A 19,050-nucleotide genomic window follows, 5' to 3' on the forward strand; every position below is an offset into this window, starting at 1 on the left:
ATTATTCCTCCTCTCCTAAAGATTCTTTCATCATTTCTGATTTAAGAAAGAATGCACCCTTTGATACAACTTTGTCACCAGATTTTAATCCTTCAATTACCTCTACCGATGAATTTGACTCAACGCCTGTTTTCACAATTTGCTTTCTAAATGTTGTATCGTTTTCAACAACAAAAACATAACTTTCATCATTATCTTTGATTACACTTTCTGATGGTACAACAATTCCTTTTGCCTCAGATGAAAGAGGGATTAACATTTCACCAAACATATTTGGTTTAAGTTTGTTGGCAGTATTTTGAATTTCAGCTCTGATTTTAATTGTTCGTGTATGCTCGTCAACAACTTGCCCAATATATATTACTTTCCCTTTGAATGTTTGATTTGGTATTGATGTGGTAGAAAATTCGATAGTCGGTTTGCCAAAAATTTTAAGAATGTCTTTTTCATAAATCTGACCATCAGCCCAAATACTGTTAGTGTTGATTATTCTGAAAGCGTTTGTATTTGTTTCCACTAACTGCCCAATCACAACATTCCTTTCAACAATAATTCCATCTATAGGTGATTTGATTGTTAGTAATCCAGATGTATGTTCATTCTCATTTATGTTTTCAATATCCTCGTGAGTTAAACCAACCGAATGAATTTTTTTATCTTCAGCATTGAATTCTGCTAAAGCTTTTTCGTATTCTGCTTTTGCAGTCAGATAATTTTTTTGAGAACCAACATTTTGTTCAAGCAAAGTTTTTTGTCTTTTATATTCTTGTTCTGCAAAATCAAGATTTGCTTTTGCTTTAAGATAATCACCTTTCAGTTGACCTATTTCAAGTCCTTCAATCTGCATCAACACTTGTCCGGTTTTTACATAATCACCAACATTTACAAATACTTTGTGAACTCGTCCTTGCATTAAAGAGCCAACTAGTGCTTCATTGTTTTGGTTTGTAATTATTACAGCAGGAACTTTTATAAATCCATTTAATGGTTTTATTTCAGCAATAACATATTTCAAATTAATTTTTTCAGTTGCTTCTTTATTTAGAACAATAATCCTTTCCCTTGTTTCAGTTTTCTTTTCATTTTCTTCATTGTTTTCATTTTTACTGCAGCCAATAAGTAAGGCTGATATAAGTATTGTTACCAATAAATATTTTTTGAATTCTATCATTTTATCTCCAATTTTATTTTAATAAACTTTGACCAACAGTTTCTTCAAGTGTAAAGAGTGATAAGTAATACTTAAGAAGTGCTTTGATATAATTGTTCTTCGAAGATATCAAAGTTTGTTTGGCTTGAAGATATTCTAAATATGTAATTTCACCAGCATCGTAACTCTTTGTAGCAACACGGAAGATTTCATCTGATTGTGGCAATATGTCATTTAAGTAAAGTTTTACCTGTTTAAGGTCATTTTCATAATCATTGAATGTGCTTTTTAATCTAAGGTAAACTTCATTCTTTACTAATTGCAGTTCCGATTCAGCAATATTTACATTTGCCGATGCTTCTTGGATTTGTCCACGTTGTTGAAACATAAACCACAATGGAACAGAAATTCCAAAGGATGCACCGTAATAGCCATTGTCGCCATCCCTTGTTTGCTTGAAGTAAGAAAGATTAAAGCTCGGTAAAATAGAAGACCACGCAAGCTTTTTATCAATAAGGGAGGAACTTAAATTTAGTTCTGCAATTTTTATTTTTGGATTAGCATAAGAAGATAAGCTAAATAATTCATCTAAAGAAAATTTATATTCGCTAAAAGCCAAACTATCATTGAGCGTAAAAATCTCTTCTGATTGTCCTCCGCATCCTAAAGCAAAATTTAATTCTGCAATTGCAGTTTTAAGTTCGTTCCATACAACTTCTAAATTATTTTTTGCTTCTGTGAATTGAACTCTTGCAGTTAGTCTTTCAAGATTAGTTCCTTCACCTACATTATATCTTATCTCTGCTTTTTTGAAAAAATCCTCAGCAATCGATAGATTTTCTTCTGCAATCTTTAATTGTTCCTCCTTTGCAAGTACATTGTAATAAGCAGATTTTATTCGTGATGTGATTATAACTTCGGTTTGCTTAAATCTATAATAATCAATCTCCTCTTCAATATTTAATTTGCTGCCTTTCAAAAAATAGTTTGTAGGGAACTCGAATGACTGACTTAGTGCCAGAGTTTTTTCGCTGTAATTACTTAAACTTCTGTTCACTGGCGTGTATTCATAACTCACTCCAACTTCCGGCTGAGGTAATGATATTCCGCTCCAGAATCTTCCTTTGGCTTCTGATATTTTTTCCTGCGCTGCCTTGATTTCCGGATTATTTTTTAATCCAATTTCAATAGCTTCATTTAATGATATTTTTTTTGTTTGTCCAAATACAACTGAAGTTATAAATAGAATAATTACAACTATTCGTTTATACATAGCCATCCTCTATTTAATAAATACTTATTTACTTTGGTGATTATACACCAATTCCCAATGATTGGGATAATAATTCAATTTATTTCTACATAGAAGTAAGCTTGGAAAGCTTAAATAAGAAGTGTTCTTTTAAAGAGGTATGTATTTGGAGTAAAAAATTTTTTTGTAGGATATAAGTCAGAATTTTGTAAATAGTTCTTTATCTTTTTACATTTTTCACAACAATTATCATAATCAAAAAGAACATCCCGTGTAGTAATTTTTTTATAAAGATTTTCTGTTTTTTCAATTCTAGTTAGTTTAATAATTTCACAAAAATCCTTGTGATTATGTTTTTGCGTTAACTCAGAAAAAAGATTCAATTCGCTATGAGCAAAGAATAGCACAAAACTAATAAGAATAAAAAATGAAATTATTTTTTTTCTTTTTTTCATGCTTAAATATAACTTGTCTTTGAAACAAAACAAAAAGAATTGGGAAAAATTTCTGTTAGTATTTATTACTAATGTTCGTAAGGAATTTATTTTTTCTAAATCTCTAAATAATTACAAAGAAATATAAAAAAGTTAATATTTTGTTTAATAAAAGTGAGCAATAAACTCCCGAAGCAACTTGTCTTTCCATACATTAGTTATTCCAAATATATCATAGTTAATTTCTATTAGAACTTTTGTTTTGTAAAAATTCAATTAAGTCAAAGCAGGTTAACAAAGTTCTGTAATAATAAAGCCAACTATACTTTTATTTTCATCCTTCAAGTATATCTCAAGTTCTATGTTTTGTGATATTTAAATGAAAAAAGTTTTTCTTTCAGATACTAAGGTTTTTATTTAGCTTACTGATTTTTTAAAATTTGCAGTGTTGATTTTATTTTTTTTGATGGTCATAAGTCCTCTTTTAATTGCATATATTCTAACATTTTCCTTTTTCACATACTCGCTATTAAAGGCATGTTTAGTAAGATTCTTCTTTCATCACAAACATTTTAACCCAAATTTTGAAAAGTTCTGGGCTTGTCTATTATTCATCAGCTTACAATTTTTTCTTCAATCATAAAAATATGTGCATCAGGTCCGCCGAAAGTAATCAATCTAAGTTTAAGGAATGCTATTTAATAGAGTTTATTTAATATTAAGAGAGAGGATTAATAATGAAATAATTTAATAGCGTTGTTTATGATTTATCAAATTGCCGTCTGCATCGTATACGCACAGCTCTATGGGCATTTGTCCGGGTAATGTATGCGTAGCGCAACCAAAGCAAGGATCATATGCGCGGAAAGCCATTTCTATCATGTTCAACGTAGCATCAGTAATTTCGCAGCCCTTTTTAATTAATCCCTTTGCCGCTCGTTTAATTGACATCGATATTGCTGCATGATTATTCGTCGTCCCAACAATTAAATTTGCTTTTTGAACAATTCCTCTTTCATCAGTAATGTAATGATGAGTTAATGTTCCTCGCGGCGCTTCAACAATGCCTACCCCTTCCGTTGGTATTTCTGTTGGTATTGTTCTTATTTCTTTTGATGTTATCTCTGGATCATTAATGAGTTCATTTGCTCGTTCGGCTGCATACATCAATTCAATTATACGTGCCCAGTGCGTTGCTAATGTATGATGAACTGGAATTTTTCCAGTGTGATCGCCAGTAAAAGTTTGATAAAATTTTTCATATTCTTCTTGTGCTAAAGGTGTAGCCATTCCCTCAGAGACATTCAACCTTGAAAGAGGAGTTGCAATGTAGACTCCGCTATCAATTCCATCAACAAATCCTTTCCAACCAACTTTTTTCAAGAATGGATATTTAAGATAGTTCCAGCTTTCAATATGTTCAGCAATATACTCTGTATATTCTTTTGGCTCATATTTACAAAACTCGTTTCCTTCTGGGTCTATCACCCGAACTTTGCCATCATAAAAATTTACTTTGTTATTCTCATCGACTAATCCCATATAGTATGTTTTTTGTGTATATGTATCAGAGAGAATAAGATCAATATAGTTGGAATTTTTTAAAACGATATCATCAAAGACCTTAAATGTAAACTTGGCAAAGTCGATAAAGTACTCTAAATCTTTAGCAAATTGCTCTCGTTCTTCTTCGCTAAGACCTCTTGTAATTCCGCCAGGTATCGCAGTTACTTGATGAATTTTTTTGCCTCCCAAAGTTTGAATTATATTTTGTGCAAGTGAGCGGAGCTTAATAACTTTTTTCCCTGCTTCAATACCAACTTTATTAATGAGTCCTAAAATATTTCGTTCTGACTTTGGTGCATCAGGTCCAACAACGAAGTCGGGACCACCCAGAGCATAAAAATGAACGGTGTGGTCAGCACAGAAGAAAACCGAATAAAGCAATTCTCTCAGCTTTTTAGCTGCAGGCGGAATTTCTACTTTGTAGACTGCATCACAGGCTTTGGCAGATGCCATATGATGAGCTTCGGGACATACACCGCAAATGCGAGTGGTAATTCGGGGCATTTCTTCTACAGGTCTGCCCTGAACAAATTTTTCGAAACCGCGTAATTCAGGAACTATGAAGTAGCAATTTTCAACTTCGCCTTCATCATTCAAAAAAATATCAATTCTACCATGACCTTCAAGTCGTGTGATTGGGTCTATTTTTATGTGTTTCATAGCATTAACTGTTTTAATTTATCATATCATTTTGTTTTCGTTGTAAAAGAGAGGCAGCAAGAGAAAATCTATATAATGTTCCAATCGGGTCTGCTATTTTATTTAATATTTTTCTTATTTCTTCGGGAGTTGTTGCATCAATAACTGAGCTTAATGCAGAAATCATTTTCGCACCTTGATCTTTTACATTAGGAGGTGGACCATAGCATCCGCGGCAGGGAACATTCGCTTTTACACAGAGAGCACCACATCCACTTCGTGTTGCAGGTCCCATGCATAGTATTCCCTGATCTAATAAACATTCATCTTCTTTAGGAATAATTTCGTGAGGTCTGAAAAATTCTTTTATCTTTTTTTCTTTTCTTATTCGTGGACATTCATCGCAGCACGTTTTACTATCGGTACCCAAAACCGAGCCTTTTGGAGGTAATTCTTTCCCTGTTTTTAGTATATCAATTACTGTTAAAAGAACTGCAGTTACTTGAAATGATTGTGGCGGACATCCGGGAATATAATAATCAACATCTACAATCTGGTCTAATGTATGAACTGTATTCCAAAATTTTGGTAATGTTGTTTCACCTTCTGCTTGTTGAGTATTTGTAACAGGAAAAATTCCTTTGCTTTCTTCTTCAAGACTTGGTGAAGATTTATATACAAAATCAAAAATATCTTCTTTCGTGAACAAATTTGCTAAACCTGGGATACAACCTTCCGAAGCGCAAGAACCAAATGCAATTAATAATTTCGATTTTCTTCTTAATAATTTTGCCATATGTTCATTTTCGTCATTGCGAATTGCACCATTAAAGAGTGTTATATCAATTGAGTTATCATCCATTGATTCAATGTCACTGTATTTAAAGTCCATTGCACAGGGCCAAAAAACAATGTCAAAAAATTCGGCTACGTCTAAAATTTTTTCTTCAATATCAAGAATTGTAATTTCGCATCCGCCGCAGCTTGCAGCCCAATACAATGCTAATTTTGGTTTTGCCATTTTACCCTCGTTCATTTCTAAACAATTTTAATGGACCTAACTTTTTAATTTCGTCAGTAAATTCAAAAGATACTTTTGCGTACTTTTCAGCTTCGGAAGCAGAGATCCATTCAAGTCGTACTCTTTTTTCGTTTATACCAAATTGATTTAATAGCATTTTAAGAAATTCTATTCGTCTGATTGTTTTAAAATTTCCTTCAAGGTAATGGCAATCTCCAAAATGACAACCGGCAACAAGAACACCGTCGGCGCCTTTTTTGAATGCTTCCAAAATAAAAGATGGGTCTACCCGGCCTGAACACATTGTTCTAATAATTCTAATATTTGGTGATGATTGAATTCTTGAGACACCGGCTAAATCGGCTCCTGAGTATGCACACCAATTACAAAGAAAGCCGACAATTTTTGGTTCGAATCCATTTGTATTTTGTTCAGTATTCATAGTTCTACTATTTTATATTTCTAAGATTCCTTCTAATTCAGCATAGATTTGATTATCAGAAAATCCCATGCCTGTAATAGCACTTGCCGGGCAGGCTGCAACACAAGTTCCGCATCCTTTACAAAGTGTATCGTTGACGAAGGAGACCTTTTTGGTTTCGTCAAATTCGATTGCATTGTAAGGACATAAATTATTACAGATACGACAGCCTGAACAATATTTTTCATCGATGAATGCACGAATAGGATCAATTTCTACTTCACCTTTCGAAATAATAGAGAGAGCTCGTCCTGCTGCAGCACTTGCCTGTGCAACTGTATCTGGAATATCTTTGGGTCCTTGTGCACATCCTGCTATATAAATTCCATCACTTATTGTTGAAAATGGATCTAACTTTGGATGCCGTTCTAAGAAAAATCCATCCGGACTTTTTGATAAGCTCAAAAGTTTTGCAATTTTTTCTGCTCCTTTATTTGGTTCAATGGCATTGCAGAGGATTACCATATCGACTGGAATTTCTCTAAATTTTCCAATAAGAGTATCTTCACACTTTACAGCTAAAAATGTATCGCCGTCTTTCGATTTTCTCTCAACAACTTCTGCAACTTTGCCTCGAATGACATTGACTCCTTCGTTTAATATTCTTGAATAAAATTCTTCGTAGCCCTTTCCATAGGCTCTCATGTCGATGTAGAATTGATAGACTTCGGCATTAGTTCTATCTTTAATAAGATGTGCAAATTTCATTGCATACATGCAGCAAACACGTGAGCAATATTTGTTGAAATTAGAATCCCTTGAACCAACACAGTGAATAATTGCAACAGCCCGTGGCTCTTTGCCATTCTCTAATAGTATTTTTCCATTAGTTGGTCCAGTAGAGGATAAGATTCTTTCAAATTCGAGAGAGCTGTAAACATTTTTTAATCTTCCATAGCCGTAAGGAAATAATTTTGAGGCATTCAGAATATCATATCCTGTTGCAACAATTATTTGTCCAACATTAACATCAATAATTTCATCTTTCATGGAATAATCAACTGCATTTGGTTCGCATACTCTTTGACATTCATGGCATTCAACACATACACCACAATTTAAGCATCGTGATGCTTCCCGAACTGCTTGTTCTTCAATAAAGCCAAGTTCTACTTCTTCAAAAGTGTTTTTTCGTTTGGATGGATCTAATTTGGGAACTCGCTCACGTTCTATCTTTGGAGTTTCTTTGTATGTAGGAGCATAAGAATGGGGTCTGAAACTTTCACCTCGTAATACTTCTAATTTAACCATATGAGTAGTATAATTTTGCAGAGGTTCATTATTAAGATATTTTTCGATTGATTCGGCTGCCCGTCTACCTTGTCCCATCGATGCAATAACTGTTGAAGGTCCTAAAACAACATCACCGCCTGCAAAAATTCCTTTGACATTTGTTTCGAGTGTTTCGAGATTAGTTTGAAGTGTTCCCCATTTTGTTGTAATAAAAGTATTATTCATTTGCAGATCCTGTAAATCTGGAGTTTGACTAATTGCTACAATCACTTTATCAAATTCAAGTATATGTTCACTATTAGGAACAGGAATAGGTCTTCTTCTGCCTGATGAATCAGGCTCGCCCAGAGTCATTCGAATACATTTTAAAGCTTTTACTTTACCATTGTCTTTAAGAATTTCAACAGGAGCTGTTAGATAAGCAATATGAATTCCCTCAGCTTCAGCATCTTCAATTTCTTCTTCGGAAGCAGGCATTTCAAATTTAGTTCTTCTATATAAAATTGTAACTTTTCGTGCCCCTAACCGAAGAGCAGTTCGCGCAGCATCAATAGCAGTATTTCCGCCTCCTACCACAGCAACATTCTTTCCTATATCGATACCAATCCCCACATTTACTTTTCTAAGGAATTCAATACCCGAAATAACTCCATCTGCATCTTCGCCTGGAATATTAAGTTTAATACTTTTATGTGCACCGATAGCAATGAATATTGCAGAATATCCATCGGAAAACAATTCATCTATAGTAATATCAGTTCCAATTTTCGTATTAGTTTTAAATTGTATTCCAAGATCTTTCAGATAATTAATTTCCATAGCTAAGAGATGTTTTGGGAGTCGATATTCTGGAATACCAACAGCAAGCATTCCGCCTGGTATTGAATGTTGTTCAAAGACTGTAACTTGAAAGCCTTTGAGTGCTAAGTCATGTGCACATGTTAACCCGGCGGGACCAGAACCAATCACAGCAACTTTTTCTTCTCGCTTTACTTCAATTTTAGGAGGAACAAATTTTCCATAGTGTTTTAATTCCCAATCGAGTGCAAATCGTTTCAGTTGTTGTATTGCAAGTGGTTTATCTACATGTCCGCGATTGCATTCACTTTCACATGGATGATAACAAATTCTGCCGCAAATAAATGCAAGAGGATTTCTTTTATGAATAAGTTGTGCAGCCTCGTGAAATCTTCCGTTTCGAATTAATGCAATATATCCTGCAGCTTCCTGACGAATTGGACACGACTCAATACAGGGTGGTCGTTCCTGTCGATCTATGACATATGTGTTTGGAACTGCCTGAGGAAATGCTTTATGAATTGCAGTACGCATTTGTTTAAATTCATCGAACCAGTTTGGAACTTTAACAGGGCATACTTTTGTGCATTCACCGCACGATGTACATTTAGAATTAACATACCGGGCTTTTTTTCTTATTCTTACAGTGAAGTTGCCAATATATCCGCTTACTTTTTCTACTTCGGAAAGGGTCATTAATTCTATATTTTTTCTGTGACTGACAGATACCATTTTAGGAGTTAATATACAGGCAGCACAATCAAGTGTTGGAAAAGTTTTATCAAACTTTGCCATCTGTCCGCCAATAGTTGATTCTTTTTCTACTAGATAAACCTTGTTGCCCGATTCTGCTATTTCCAATGCTGCCTGAATTCCTGCAATCCCTCCGCCTATTATTAATGTATTTGGATTAATTTTGCTTTTACCAACTTGAAGAGGAATATGATGTAATACTCGTCTATATGCTGCATTCACTAATGCTAATGCTTTCGTTGTTGCCTTATCTATATCATTATGAACCCATGCACATTGTTCTCTTATATTTGCCATTTGAAATAAGTATCGATTTAATCCAGCTCTTTCACAGGCATTTCTAAATGTTAATTCGTGCATATGAGGTGAACAAGCAGCAACAATTACTCTTGTCAACCCTTTTTGTTTAATATCATTTTGTATCATTTGCTGCCCGGGGTCTGAACACATAAATTTATAAGTTGTAGAAACTGCAACATGGGGTTTTGACCTCATTCGTTCCGCAATTTCATCAACTCTGACGGTTTGTGCAATATTTACACCGCAGTGACAAATATAGATGCCAACTTTTTCGTTATTATTCATTTTTACCCCGCTATAGTAAGTTCGTTTTGTTTTGAAGATGAAATGAATAACTCTTCTAATTTTTCACATTTATAAAAGTTGTTTTCCAATCCTAATTCTTTTTTATCGATTCCTAAGGCTACACCCAAAATTTGAGTAAAGAAAAGAATTGGCATCTTAAATTCAGTGCCATATATTTTATTTATTTTGTTTTGATATCCTTCCAAATTCATTTGACATAGCGGGCAGGTGGTTGCAATGCAATCGGCATCATTTTCTTCAGCACATTCTAATATTTCTTTTGATAATTTAAGAGAGGCATTTTGAAAAGTTGTCATAAGCATACCCCCGCAGCATCGCAATTTATAAGGGAAATAAATTTCTTTGGCTCCTAATGATTCAAAAAGATTCTCCATCGACATTGGATTTTCTCTGTCATCAAAGCCTTTTTCCGGGCGAACTATTTGACAGCCATAATAATTCGCAATCCTTAATCCTTGTAATGATATCTTTATGTGTAACTTAATTACTTCTATTCCAACATCGTTCACAAGGACATCAAGCGGATGTCTAACCCGTATAGTTCCATGATACGATAAATTAGCTTCGTTTAAACAGCGATTAACTTTCTCAAATACTTCTTCGTTATTTTTCAAATATCGATTAGCTTTGTTGAGTATTGTATAACAAGAACTGCAAGGAGTAACAATGTCGCAGCCAAGTTTTTCAGCAAGAGCAAGGTTACGTGCAGCAACTGCAAGCGCAGTAATTTCTTTAATTGACATATAAATTGTTGCTCCACAGCAATTCCAGTCTTCTAATTCAGTTAATTCACAATTGAGATTATTAAATACTGCTTTGCACGATTGATCATAACTTTTATTAACTGAATGAAGACTGCAGCCAGGATAATATGCGTATTTCATTTTTAATGCTTCCAAATATTTATTCAACTTATTGATTTATATCCAACAGCTTCGGGCATATAAGCGGGGTATTCTTTTTCAATTGGCATATCAAATGTTTCAGCCTTTTCCATAATTTTTCTTAAATTTTTAATCCCTTTTATTTTTTCAGTAGAAAATTTTATTCTATTTTTTTTGAGCATACGAATTCCCAAAGGTATCATATTAAAAATTTTCCAAAAGCCGGTTTTCATAATAAATTTTATGATTAATCTTGGTTCATTGAGTCTGCCATATTTGTAAATGCTTTTCATGAACGATTGCGATAATGCATAAGTTGGTATACTCTTATTTAATATTTTCTTTTCCATGGCAGTTCGTTTTAGTGCATAAAGTATATCGGTAACTTTAATTTGAGAAGGACATCGTGTTTGGCAAGTATAACATGAAGCGCATATCCAAATAGTTCTGCTTTTTAAAATTGATTCCATATCACCAGCTCTGAATAAAGCAATTAATTTTCTTGGTGTTATATCCATTGCATATGAAAGGGGACATGAAGCAGTACACGTACCACACTGAATACAAAGTTTAATTCTTTCACCTTGCGGAATAACTTTTGTGTGATCAAGAAACGTATTTCTTAATATAGTTTCTCTTTCATTAAGTTTGCCTGGCAGAATTTCAATTTCTGTAATCATTTTTTTCCTTACAATTCTTTTATTGTTTTTCTTTTCTTAAACTATCTTCAACTTCCCAGTGCTTTACATCTCCAAAATATTGAGGATATTTTTCAATCATTTCATATTCGGCAGTTAAGATCATTTGATGAGAAAATTCCATATCAGCAAGAAATCTAAACATTCTTTTGCCTGAAAGGTCTTTTACATATTCAGCGCAATCGAGATAAAAATCTCTCGAACGCTTTTCCTCATCAATTGCTATTTTCAAAACATCTTTTATACTCAACTGTTTTCTTGCCAAAGAAGAATTGACATCTTTAGGCATCTGGCTCTCCGGTAGTTCAAGAGGTATATCTGGAAACATTTCATTATATTTTTTTTCGAGCAGTACTTGATGTTGTCTTTCTTCTTTTACAAGATTGATAAATCGTTCTTTTAATAAATCATTTTGTGATAAATCTGCTAAATCCTGATAAATCTCCTGAGCGTCGATTTCACTTCGAATTGCAATGCCAAGTGCTTCTAAGGCTGTAAGATCTTCGGCAATCATTTTTACTCCTAATTGGTTGCAACTTCTGTGCTATTAAGATTAAATTCTTTTTCAATAAATGAAACTATCTTTTCAGTACAAATATCAATCGCTGTTTTGATTTCACGGCTTATTTTAAATGTGAATACATCTATTTCTTTTGCTTCGATTGCATAAATAAAAATTGATTTAGGCATTTGTATGTTCATCTTCTTTGCAAATTCGATTGCTGTACAAAAATTAATATCGTGATAAGAAACCATTCTAAGTGAATTAATAAAATTTTTATGTGAGAACATGTAAATATGCCCTGCTGGCTTCATTCCGCTTTTTATTGTATCAATAATTATGGCTGAATTATAATCCTTTATTAAATCAATAATTCTAATTCCACCCAGTGAAGTTGTATCTACTTTAATTTGAGGAATATTTTGCAGCCTTTTTTTAAGTCTTTCTGCTACTAAAATTCCAGCTCCGTCGTCACCCAAAATTTTATTTCCAAGACCTAAGATTATTAAAGGCAGTTCCATGGATTTTCTGATTTTTATAGATTATTGGCAAGTTGAATGCCATATTGCAGGAAGTATAAAAGAAGTGGTTTTTGTGATATTATAAATTAACAGATTAACGGAAAATCGTTAATTAAGTGCGGAAGTTCGCAGCTTGATTTTGTATGAAAGAAAAATGCAGTATCAACCGAGATTATACTTTTTTAATTTATCTCTGAAAGTGGATAAGCTTAATCCTAATAATCGTGCAGCATGAGTACGGTTTCCTTCGGATAGAATTAGTGCTTGCTGTAATAAATGGGATTCAACGCAGCTCATAACTTCCTCAAAATTCATTCTTCTATTTTCAAAGCAAGAAATGCATTTTTTAAAGAAATTGTCTAACTGTTGTTTTTGTTTTATTTCGTTTGGAAGATTTTCCAAAGTAATTTTACCATTTGTAAAGAGAACTATACGCTGGATTATATTTTTCAGTTCTCTAACATTTCCAGGCCAAGAATAAGATTTAAATGCCTCAAGAGCTGGTTCAGAAATTTCAATTGGTCTGTTTGGTTCATATAATTTTAGAAAATGGTTTATTAACAAAGGAATATCATCGGCTCTTTCACGGAGCGGAGGGATTTCAATAGGGAAGACATTTATTCTGAAAAATAAATCCATCCTGAATTTTTCTTGTGCTACTAATTTGCTCAAATCAATTTTTGAAGATGTTATTAAACGTATATCTAATGGTATAGATGTTTGCCCACCGATTCTTTTAATTTCTCTATTTTCAATTACTCTCAATAATTTAGGCTGAAGTTCTAAAGGGAAATCGTCAATATCATCTAAGTATATTGTGCCTTTATCAGCAATTTCAAATAATCCTTTTTTTTCATAAAGTGAACCTGTAAATGCACCCTTTTCGTATCCAAATAATTCGCTTTCGATTAAATTTGGCGGCAAGGTCGAAAGAGAAACTTTAACTAAGGGATAGTGACTGCGGTTGCTTTTTTTATGAATATATTCTGCAAACAATTCTTTCCCTACTCCGGTTTCACCAATTAACAGGATTGAGCAATCGGTATTTGCAATCTTATCAATCTTTTCTATTATTTCCAGAATTTTCTTGTTTTGACCAACTATTATGTTACTTCCATTTTCCATTTTTATAAAATTTTTTATCAACAAATTCTTGGCAATTGTTCTCCTGAAATCATATCTACAATTCGAGTTGTTCCGATAATTGTTTTCATAAAAACTAAATTTGAATTGTCTTCAATAATTTCACCAATAATTTGTGCATTTTGTCCGAGTGGGTCCTGCTGCATAGCTTTTAAAACTGAATCAGCATCATCAGGCTCTACAATGACGATAATTTTTCCTTCGTTTGCTATATAAAGCGGATCCAATCCAAGTAATTCACATATGCTTCTTACTTCTTCTTTTATTGGAATTTTATCTTCATAAATTAACATACTAACCAAAGCAGTTTGAGCAATTTCATTCAAACAGCTTGACAAACCTCCTCTCGTTGGGTCGCGCATCATATGAATGTTTTTACTTACACTAATAATTTTTTCTACTAAATGATTTAACGGAGCAGTATCACTTTCAATTTCCGTTTCTATTTCAAAATTATTTCTTGATGTTAAGATTGCAATTCCATGTTCGGCTATGCCGCCGCTTAAAATTATTTTGTCTCCAACTTTGCATTTTGCCGGACTTATATCAATTCCATTTTCAATTATTCCAATTCCCGATGTATTGATAAAAATTTTATCGCAGCTTCCTTTTTCAACTACTTTTGTGTCACCAGTTATAATTTTTACGTTTGCTTTTTCTGTAGCAGATTTAATAGATAAAAGTATTTTTTGAAAATCTTCTATCGGAAAGCCTTCTTCAATAATAAAAGAAAGTGAAATGAATAATGGTTTGGCACCGGCAACAGATAAATCATTTATAGTTCCGTTAATTGCAAGTTTACCAATATCCCCGCCTGGGAAGAAGATAGGGCTTACAACAAATGAATCTGTAGTAAAAGCAAATTTTGATTTTGATATTTCAAAAATACCGCTGTCGAGCCTTTGAGATAAAATATTGTTATCAAACAGCGGATAAATGAATTGCTCTAATAACTTTTTGCTGTAAGTTCCCCCTCCGCCATGAGCCAGCAGAATTTTGTCGTACTCATTGCTTTGAACGGGACAGCTGAAGTTAATATTTAATTTGTCGTTCATCTTTGTTTATAAATTTATTAATTGAATTATATCGATAATAAGCCGAGCAGGCTCCTTCTGATGAAACCATAGGTGCGCCCAATGGATTATCAGGATTACATTTTTTATTGAATTGACTGCATTCATATGGCTTTTTAATACCTTGAAGTATTAATCCTGCAATGCAATCATTTTTTTCCTCCGACTGAATTGAACTTATACAAAAAATTTTTTCTGCATCGAATTCAGAAAATTCTTTCTTTAACTTTAATCCGCTGTTTTTAATTAAACCAATTCCCCGCCAATTGCAATCTGTAACTTCAAATACTTCGTACATTATTTTTTGTGCATTCAAATTTCCATTCTCTTTAACTGCACGGCTGTATTGGTTTTCTACTTCATATTTGCCTTCTTCTAATTGTCTTACTGCCATTAGAATTCCTAAAAGAATGTCATTGGGTTCAAATCCAGTAACAACAATAGGAATTTTATATTTTTTTGCGATTGGTAAATATTCTTTATAACCCATCACGGTGCAGACATGACCAGCCGCAAGAATTGCATTTATTTTTGTTAATTGAGACTGAAGCAGCAATTCAATTGCCGGTGGAACTAATACATGTGCACAAAGAATAAAGTAGTTTTTTAATCTAAGTCTTTTTGCTTCCAGAATTGAACTTGCAGTAGCTGGCGCAGTTGTTTCAAAACCGATTGCAAAAAAGACTATTTTTTTGTCTGGATTTTCTTGAGCAAGTCTTACTGTTTCAATCGGTGAATAAACTGTTCTTATATTTGCACCTGAAGCTTTGGCATATAAAAGATTATACTTTGAACCTGGAACTCGAAGCATATCGCCGTATGATGTTAAAATTACATTATCATTAAATGCAATGGTGATTGCTTTATCTATAAAATCAGTCGATGTAACACAAACTGGGCAGCCCGGGCCATGAATTAAAGTAATTTGCTGCGGCAAAAGTTCTTCCAGTTTGTACTTTAATATTGTATGTGTTTGACCACCGCAAATTTCCATTATTTGCCATCGATGCTTTGTAATTCTTTTTATTTCATTTGCTATTTTTTTGGCATCAGTTGGGTTTCTATATTCATCAATGAACTTCATCTTTGATTATCTTCTATATTTTTTATCATCATTAAAATTTCTTCAGCTTCTTTTTCGTCTATTTTATTTAATGCATAACCAACATGCACTAAAACATATTCACCAACTTTTACATTCGGAATCCACTCTATACACACTTCTCGTATTGAACCTCCAAAATCAACTTTTGCAGTTTTATAAAAAGGGTTGGAAGAGTCAATAGAAATTATTTTACCTGGAATTGCTAAGCACATAATTTGCAACTCCTATTAAATTTTTATAAGAAACTGAATTAGTTGATACCGCCCCTTTAGTAAATAAATAAGCTGCTATTTGACCGGCAGAAATTCCTCCGTCGTTTGGAGGAATTTTTTGGTTAAAATATACTTTTATATTGTTTTCATTAAGCAGGGCAGTGGTTTTTTCTGTCAACAATTTATTCTGAAAACAACCACCGCTTAGTAATACTTTTGATGATTTTGTAATCTTTGCAACACTTAAAATTATATACGATAAAGTATTATGAAATTTCCCGGCAATAATAGAACGGTGTGAATGCCTTTTTATATCTTTAATAATTCCTATTAATATTGGTTTCCAATCGACTATAATTTTATCTTTATAATGAATAGAAAAATTGTAACAATCTTTTGTGCTCTCATCAGCAATATATTCGAGCATCATAGCTGCCTGCCCTTCGTAAGTAGAAAAGTGACAGACATTCAGCAAAGAAGAAATTGAATCGAATAATCTTCCGACACTCGATGTTAATGGGGCATTAATTTTATTTAAAATTGATTGCCGGATAATTTTTAATTCATTATGCGAAAAAGAATTTTTTAAGATTTCTAATACTGTCTTTCTTAATTTATAATTGAACAATTCAAGAAGAATTCCGGCAAGACATCTGCGAGGTTCACGAACGGCAAGCTCACCGCCGGGCAATGGAAAAGTTTTAAATTGTCCTATATGATTTACAGTTTGTTCGCTGGTAAGGAAAAATTCTCCGCCCCAAATATTCCCATCTAAGCCATAACCAGTTCCATCCCAGCTGACACCTAATGCCTCGCCTTCGACTTCATTTTCAAGCCGGCATGCAGCAATATGAGCATAATGATGTTGAATCCGAATAACATTGTTGCTTAATGATTTGGCATGCTTTGTTGATAAATATTCGGGATGCATATCGCATAATATTAATGATGATGATAATTTATTTAATTTCGATAAGTCGTTGATTGTATTAACAAATGCTTTGTAAGATTCTTTTGTTGTTAAGTCGCCGATATGCTGACTGATGATAATGTGATTATTCTTTTTCAAGGCAATTGTATTTTTAATATGTGAACCCAGAGCTAAGACGTCATGGTTCATTAAATTATTTTTTTGTAAAATTATTGGGAAAGGGGCATACCCGCGCGCTCTTCTTAATATTACCTGTCTATTATTTATTATTCTTACAATGGAATCATCTACATGTCTTACTATTGGTCTGTTATGGATTATAAAATAATCAGCAATGTTTTTAAGTCTGACAAATGCATCATCTTCATTAATACAAATTGGTTCTTCCGATAAATTTCCACTTGTAGCCACAATTGGTCTTTGAAGTTTGTTCATCAGCAAATGATGAAGAGGCGAGTAAGGCAGCATAATACCAAGGTAAGGATTGCCGGGTGCGCATTCTTCTGCGATGAAGCTATGTTTATAATTTCTTTTCTTTAATAAAACTATAGGACTTTCATTTGACAGCAGAGCTCTTTTCTCTAAAGAAGACACGTAACAAATATCTTCTACAGTTTCAATATTAGGGAACATAAGAGCAAAAGGTTTTTCACTGCGATGCTTTCGACAGCGCAGTTTTTTAATTGCTTCTGAATTTGATGCATCAACTATTAATTGATAACCTCCAATTCCTTTTAATGCAATTATCATTCCTTCAGAAATTAATTCCGCAGCATAATCAATTACATCATTCTGAGAAATTAAACATTGCCTGTTATTATTCCATAATTGAATTTGCGGTCCACACTTTGGACATGCAATAGGCTGAGCATGAAATCTTCGATTGGATGGGTCTTCATATTCTTTCCTGCACTCACTGCACATGTTAAAAATTTTCATTGATGTATTGGGTCGGTCATACGGAAGAGATTCTATTATTGAATAACGAGGTCCACAGTTTGTGCAATTTATAAACGGGTATAAATACCTTCGATTAGTTTTATCATACATTTCTTTTAGGCAATCATTACAAACAGCAATATCAGGAGGAATTATAGTAAGTTGTTCACCTTCAACATGGCTGTTGATAATTTGAAAATCTGAGTAACCAATTGTATCTAATACAGAATATTCAAGCCCTGATATGAATGCAATTTTTGGTTTTTCAATTTCGATAGATAATAAAAATTCCTGAATAGAACTTTCTTCTCCTTCAACTTCAACAAGCACTCCCCCCAGTGTATTGCAGACATAACCACATAAGTTAAATTTCGAGGCAAGTCTGTAAATAAAAGGTCTAAATCCAACACCTTGAACATTGCCTCTAATTTCAATTTTATAGCGTACTTTCATCTACTATTTATATTATCAAGCAACCATTCACATAATTTGTCGATACCTACATTTTTTGTACAAGAAGTCTCAAATATTTTTAAGTTAGGATTAATTTTCAGTGCGTTGTTCTTGAGTATTTCTATTGAAGAATTTAAATAAGGAATTAAATCTACTTTATTGATTATCATTGCATCGGCTTTACGAAAAGCCATTGGATACTTTAATGGTTTATCGTCGCCTTCAGTTGTGCTGACAATTACAATCTTTATATTTTCTCCAAGATCAAAGGTAGCTGGACAAACCAGATTTCCTACATTTTCTATAAATAATAATTTGATTTGTTTATTATTTAACTGTGAAAAGGCATCTCGTATTAAAATTGCATCGAGATGACAAGCACCATTTGTTATTATTTGGGCTACAGGAATTCCATATTTCTCAATTCTCTCTGCATCAATTTTTGTTTGAATGTCTCCTTCAATCACTCCTATATTAACTTTATTCTTTAGCGATTCTATTATTTTTTCTAAAATGCTTGTTTTACCCGAGCCGGGGGAGCTAAGCAAATTTATTACAAATATTTTTCTCTCCTTAAAATTATTTCTATTGAATTCAGCAACTGCATCATTTTTTTCAAGAATTTTTCTTTCGATCGTTATTATACTCATTTTACT

The 19,050-nt window shown here is 33.1% G+C and carries 16 protein-coding genes; all 16 read right to left on the reverse strand.

Features of this window, described 5'->3' with window-relative positions; genetic code table 11:
- Position 1 precedes the first annotated feature (1 nt).
- Positions 2 to 1,171 (reverse strand): efflux RND transporter periplasmic adaptor subunit, encoded by a 1,170-nt coding sequence (locus tag AC27L2_RS09550; RefSeq protein WP_487211539.1) that lies wholly within the window; start codon positions 1,169 to 1,171, stop codon positions 2 to 4.
- Between the two features lie 13 nt (positions 1,172 to 1,184).
- Complete coding sequence (locus tag AC27L2_RS09555) at positions 1,185 to 2,423, reverse strand: TolC family protein (RefSeq protein ID WP_487211540.1); 1,239 nt, start codon at positions 2,421 to 2,423, stop codon at positions 1,185 to 1,187.
- Positions 2,424 to 3,583: 1,160 nt separating this feature from the next.
- A complete protein-coding gene (locus AC27L2_RS09560) occupies positions 3,584 to 5,062 on the reverse strand; it encodes a Ni/Fe hydrogenase subunit alpha (protein WP_487211541.1) in 1,479 nt (492 codons plus the stop codon).
- Positions 5,063 to 5,075: 13 nt separating this feature from the next.
- Complete coding sequence (locus AC27L2_RS09565) at positions 5,076 to 6,062, reverse strand: NADH-quinone oxidoreductase subunit B family protein (protein ID WP_487211542.1); 987 nt, start codon at positions 6,060 to 6,062, stop codon at positions 5,076 to 5,078.
- A 1-nt stretch (position 6,063) separates the two neighbouring features.
- Positions 6,064 to 6,504: a hydrogenase iron-sulfur subunit gene (locus AC27L2_RS09570; RefSeq protein ID WP_487211543.1), complete on the reverse strand. Its 441-nt coding sequence runs from the start codon at positions 6,502 to 6,504 to the stop codon at positions 6,064 to 6,066.
- A gap of 12 nt (positions 6,505 to 6,516) precedes the next feature.
- A complete protein-coding gene (locus tag AC27L2_RS09575) occupies positions 6,517 to 9,912 on the reverse strand; it encodes an FAD-dependent oxidoreductase (RefSeq protein WP_487211544.1) in 3,396 nt (1,131 codons plus the stop codon).
- Between the two features lie 2 nt (positions 9,913 to 9,914).
- A complete protein-coding gene (locus AC27L2_RS09580; protein WP_487211545.1) occupies positions 9,915 to 10,817 on the reverse strand; it encodes a CoB--CoM heterodisulfide reductase iron-sulfur subunit B family protein in 903 nt (300 codons plus the stop codon).
- A 23-nt stretch (positions 10,818 to 10,840) separates the two neighbouring features.
- Positions 10,841 to 11,497 (reverse strand): 4Fe-4S dicluster domain-containing protein, encoded by a 657-nt coding sequence (locus AC27L2_RS09585; protein ID WP_487211546.1) that lies wholly within the window; start codon positions 11,495 to 11,497, stop codon positions 10,841 to 10,843.
- A 19-nt stretch (positions 11,498 to 11,516) separates the two neighbouring features.
- Positions 11,517 to 12,029, reverse strand: a complete 513-nt coding sequence (locus AC27L2_RS09590) for a ferritin-like domain-containing protein (protein ID WP_487211547.1) — start codon at positions 12,027 to 12,029, stop codon at positions 11,517 to 11,519.
- An 8-nt stretch (positions 12,030 to 12,037) separates the two neighbouring features.
- Positions 12,038 to 12,538, reverse strand: a complete 501-nt coding sequence (locus AC27L2_RS09595) for a hydrogenase maturation protease (RefSeq protein ID WP_487211548.1) — start codon at positions 12,536 to 12,538, stop codon at positions 12,038 to 12,040.
- Positions 12,539 to 12,700: 162 nt separating this feature from the next.
- Entirely contained in the window at positions 12,701 to 13,687 is a 987-nt protein-coding gene (locus tag AC27L2_RS09600; protein ID WP_487211549.1) for a sigma-54 interaction domain-containing protein, read from the reverse strand.
- Complete coding sequence (hypE, locus tag AC27L2_RS09605; RefSeq protein ID WP_487211550.1) at positions 13,681 to 14,736, reverse strand: hydrogenase expression/formation protein HypE; 1,056 nt, start codon at positions 14,734 to 14,736, stop codon at positions 13,681 to 13,683. The genes AC27L2_RS09600 and hypE overlap by 7 nt, the downstream gene beginning before the upstream one ends.
- A complete protein-coding gene (gene hypD, locus AC27L2_RS09610; RefSeq protein WP_487211551.1) occupies positions 14,714 to 15,838 on the reverse strand; it encodes a hydrogenase formation protein HypD in 1,125 nt (374 codons plus the stop codon). Before hypD ends, hypE begins: the two co-directional genes overlap by 23 nt.
- A complete protein-coding gene (locus AC27L2_RS09615; protein WP_487211552.1) occupies positions 15,835 to 16,071 on the reverse strand; it encodes a HypC/HybG/HupF family hydrogenase formation chaperone in 237 nt (78 codons plus the stop codon). The genes hypD and AC27L2_RS09615 overlap by 4 nt, the downstream gene beginning before the upstream one ends.
- Complete coding sequence (gene hypF, locus AC27L2_RS09620; RefSeq protein ID WP_487211553.1) at positions 16,049 to 18,394, reverse strand: carbamoyltransferase HypF; 2,346 nt, start codon at positions 18,392 to 18,394, stop codon at positions 16,049 to 16,051. The genes AC27L2_RS09615 and hypF overlap by 23 nt, the downstream gene beginning before the upstream one ends.
- On the reverse strand, positions 18,391 to 19,044 hold the full coding sequence (gene hypB, locus AC27L2_RS09625; protein WP_487211554.1) for a hydrogenase nickel incorporation protein HypB: 654 nt from the start codon (positions 19,042 to 19,044) through the stop codon (positions 18,391 to 18,393). Before hypB ends, hypF begins: the two co-directional genes overlap by 4 nt.
- Between the last annotated feature and the right edge of the window lie 6 nt (positions 19,045 to 19,050).

It is taken from the genome of Rosettibacter sp. KY25 (assembly GCF_057554405.1).